At 66.7% G+C, this 3,566-nt stretch carries 3 protein-coding genes; all 3 read right to left on the minus strand.

What is annotated here, in order from left to right; genetic code table 11:
• Window positions 1-603, minus strand: a 603-nt coding sequence (locus JSV65_12515; GenBank protein ID UCH33392.1) for an aldo/keto reductase, incomplete at its 3' end; no start/stop codon positions are given.
• 167 nt (window positions 604-770) lie between these two features.
• Complete coding sequence (locus tag JSV65_12520) at window positions 771-2,405, minus strand: CTP synthase (protein ID UCH33393.1); 1,635 nt, start codon at window positions 2,403-2,405, stop codon at window positions 771-773.
• Between the two features lie 576 nt (window positions 2,406-2,981).
• On the minus strand, window positions 2,982-3,566 hold a 585-nt coding region (locus JSV65_12525), incomplete at its 5' end, for a hydroxymethylpyrimidine/phosphomethylpyrimidine kinase (protein ID UCH33394.1).

Below are 3,566 nucleotides of genomic sequence, written 5' to 3' on the forward strand. Positions count from 1 at the left end.
CGGCTTCATGCAGATGACGCCGATGCCGCGCTCCAGGCAGAACGGGAACAGCTTCTCCGCAGCCTCCGGCTTCACGACGTTGAACGGCACCTGCACCGTCTCGAATTCCCCGCTCTCCAGCGCCTTGATCGCGATATCGGGATCGTGCGCCGTGACGCCGATGTGGCGGATCTTGCCCTCGTCGCGCGCCTTCTGCATCCTCGCAACCGCCCCCTCCGCGCCGAACGCCAACTCGATCCCCCGGTCAATGTAGTGGATCTGATAGAGATCTATGCAGTCCACGTCGAGCGCCGCCAAACTCTCGTCAATGTCGCGCGAGAAGCGGTCGAGGTCGCCCCCTCTGAAGTCAATATAGGTCTTGGTGGCGATGTACGGCCGCGGGCTGCGCCCCTTGACGGCGAGGCCGATGCGGTGTTCGCTGTCGGTGTAGGAGCGCGCGGTATCTATGAAGTTGATGCCCTTGTCCAGCGCGTATTGGATGATGCGAACGGCCTCGTCCTCGGGGACGCAGCCGACCGGGCAGTTGGCGCCCATGATCGGAATGCCGCCGAATCCCACTGCTGTCACCTCGAGGCCGGTGCGGCCGAGCTTACGAAACTGCATGCAATACCTCCGAGTCGTGATGACCGATGCTTCCGCTCGGCCGCGGCCGCCGCTTGCGCCGCGGCGGCCCAGCCCAACGGCCCTTCTCTGCGAGGCGCGAGAAGACGCGCGGTTGGAAACCGCGCGCCGAGACAGTCCACGTCATCCGGGGAACCTGCGAACAGCGCCTACCGCGCGACCTGCCGCTCGCTCTGCGCCCGCTCCTCCTTGCGTGCCAGCGCCGCCCGCACCAGGCCTTGGAACAAGGGATGCGCGCGGTTCGGCCGCGACTTGAACTCGGGATGGAATTGGCTCGCGATGAAATACGGATGGGCTGGCACTTCGACCATCTCCACCAGACGGCCGTCGGGAGAGGTGCCGCTCATCACCATCCCGGCGGACTCGAGTGCCTCGCGGTGGGCGTTATTCACCTCGTAGCGATGGCGATGGCGCTCCAGGATAAGCCCTTGGCCGTACAGGCTGTGTGCCAGCGTGCCAGTGGCGACTCTGACCGGGCTCGCCCCCAGGCGCATCGTTGCTCCCTTGTTGGCTACGGCCTTCTGCTCCGGCAGCAGGTCGAGCACGGGGTACGGCGACTTCGGCTCGAATTCGGCGCTGTGCGCCCCGTCCATCCCGCAGCAGTTCCGCGCGAACTCGATCACCGCGCACTGCATGCCGAGGCACAATCCCAGGAACGGCACCTTGTTCTCGCGGACGTACGTGATCGCGTCAACCTTGCCCTCGATGCCTCGGCCGCCGAACCCACCCGGCACGAGCACCGCGTCCACGTCCGCCAGCAGGCCTGGCGCCCCCTGCTCCATGATGTCCTCGGCATTGACGCGCTTGATCGTCACCGCCGCACGCTCGGCGATGCCGCCGTGCTTGATTGCCTCGATGATGCTGATATAGGCGTCGGGCACGACCATGTACTTGCCCACCAGGGCGATGGTGCACGACTGCTCCGGATTGCGCACGCGCTCGACGACGTGCTCCCATTCGGCATGGTTCGGCTCGCGCGCCTCCAGGCTCAGCCTCTGCTCGATCAGATGCGCCAGGCCCTGGCGCTCGAAGATAAGCGGAAGCTCGTAAATGGAATCCGTGTCGAGCCCCTCGATCACCGCCTCCAGGGGCACATCGCAGAACAGGCTGATCTTCTCGCGCATCTCCTCGGACAGCGGCATCCTCGAGCGGCACATCAGCAGATCGGGGTGAATGCCGATGCTGCGCAGTTCGCGCACGCTGTGCTGAGTGGGCTTCGTCTTGCTCTCGCCCGCCGGGCCGACGAAGGGAATCAGGGTCACGTGGACGTACGCGCTGTTGCCTGGCCCGAGGTCGCTCTTCATTTGACGGATGGCTTCGAGGAACGGCAGCCCCTCGATGTCGCCGACGGTGCCCCCGATCTCGACGATGCCGACCTCAGCGTTATCCTGCCGGGCAGCCTCGTGAATGCGTGCCTTGATCTCGTCGGTGAGATGGGGGATGACCTGCACGCACTTCCCGAGGTAGTCCCCCCGGCGCTCCTTCTGGATCACGTTGCCGTAGATCTGACCCGTCGTGACGTTCGCCAGCCGCGTCAGGTTGAGGTCGACGAACCGCTCGTAGTGGCCCAGGTCTAGATCGGTCTCGGCGCCGTCATCGGTGACGAACACCTCGCCGTGCTGGTGGGGGTTCATGGTGCCCGCGTCAACGTTGAGGTAGGGGTCAATCTTCTGGACGGTGATGCGGTAGCCCCGGTCGCGCAGCAGGCGCCCGAGGCAGGCGGTGGTGATGCCCTTGCCGATGGAACTCACGACACCGCCCGTTACGAAGATGAACTTGGTCATTGGCCCACGCCCCGACTAGGATTTGTGCTGCGGTGCGGGGGGCCACGCTGCCCATAGAACTAATTCGCGGCACCTCGCGTCGAACCTTCTTGGGTGCAGTACATCGGCTGAACACGACATCGAGGGCCGAGGTCCGGGCCCCAAGCCTTCGAGGCCTGGAGCGGGACGGCAGCGCTATCGCGGGTCTCTGCCGCGCGGCGCGGCAGCCGCATCTTTCGGAACTTCTCGAACAGATGGCTCAGCGCCGGTCGCGCCGCCTCCGTCTCCGTCTCCGCCGGAACCGGCTACCGCGACGCCTAGAATGCGGTGAGGGGCAGATTCACCCCGAGGGAGAAGGCGGGGAGACGATTGGCTGCTCGCTGACGCAGACCGGCAAGGCTCAAGGCGCGTCGCTCGGCTCCCATGGTTCCCCCTCTTCTTCCCCGCACAGGTGCCAGATCGTGCATTCCCTGCGGAACTTGCAGTAGCCCTCCGGGTAGGGGCAGCGGCAGCACTCGTCGCAATAGGCCACGTCCAACCGTTGGCAGTGCCACTTGCCGTGCCGGTCAGGATGGTTGGCGCACGCAGGCACGAGACTCAGTCCCGGTGCTGGAATGGCGCGAAGAGCTGGAAGCTGCCGCCGGTCGAGAACGTCTCTGTGAGCGCGTCCTGGAGGAATCCGCGCGCCTTGGCGACTGCGGCGGCCAGCGCCTCGCCGCGCGCGAGATATGCCGCAACCGCCGCCGACAGCACGCAGCCCGTGCCGTGAACCGGAGGCCCCGCAATGCGCGGGTTCGTCAGCCGGGTCTCCTCGGCGCCGTCCCACAAGACGTCCACCGCTTGCCCCGGCAAGTGTCCGCCCTTGACCAGCGCCGCGTTCGCCCCCATGTCCACCAGCGCCCGCGCCGCCCGCGCCGCGCCGTCCGCACTGGAAACGGCCTCCCCCGTCAACGCCTCGGCCTCGGGCGCGTTCGGCGTCACGAGAATCGCCAGCGGCAGCAGCTTCTCCCGCACCGCGCGCACGCCGTCGTCGGTCAACAGGTGCGTGCCGTCCTTGGCCACGATGACCGGATCGAGAACGTAGTTCGCCGCCTCATGGGCCGCGAGGCGCTCCGCCACAACCTCCACGACCGCGGTCGAGGACAGCATGCCCGTCTTCACCGCGTCCGCGCCGACGTCATC

The sequence above is a fragment of the Armatimonadota bacterium genome (assembly GCA_020354555.1).
GTDB lineage: Bacteria > Armatimonadota > Hebobacteria.

Excerpts from the sequence above, each read along its gene's own strand:
- JSV65_12520 (UCH33393.1), bottom strand. The coding sequence starts at position 2,405 with ATGACCAAGTTCATCTTCGTAACGGGCGGTGTCGTGAGTTCCATCGGC.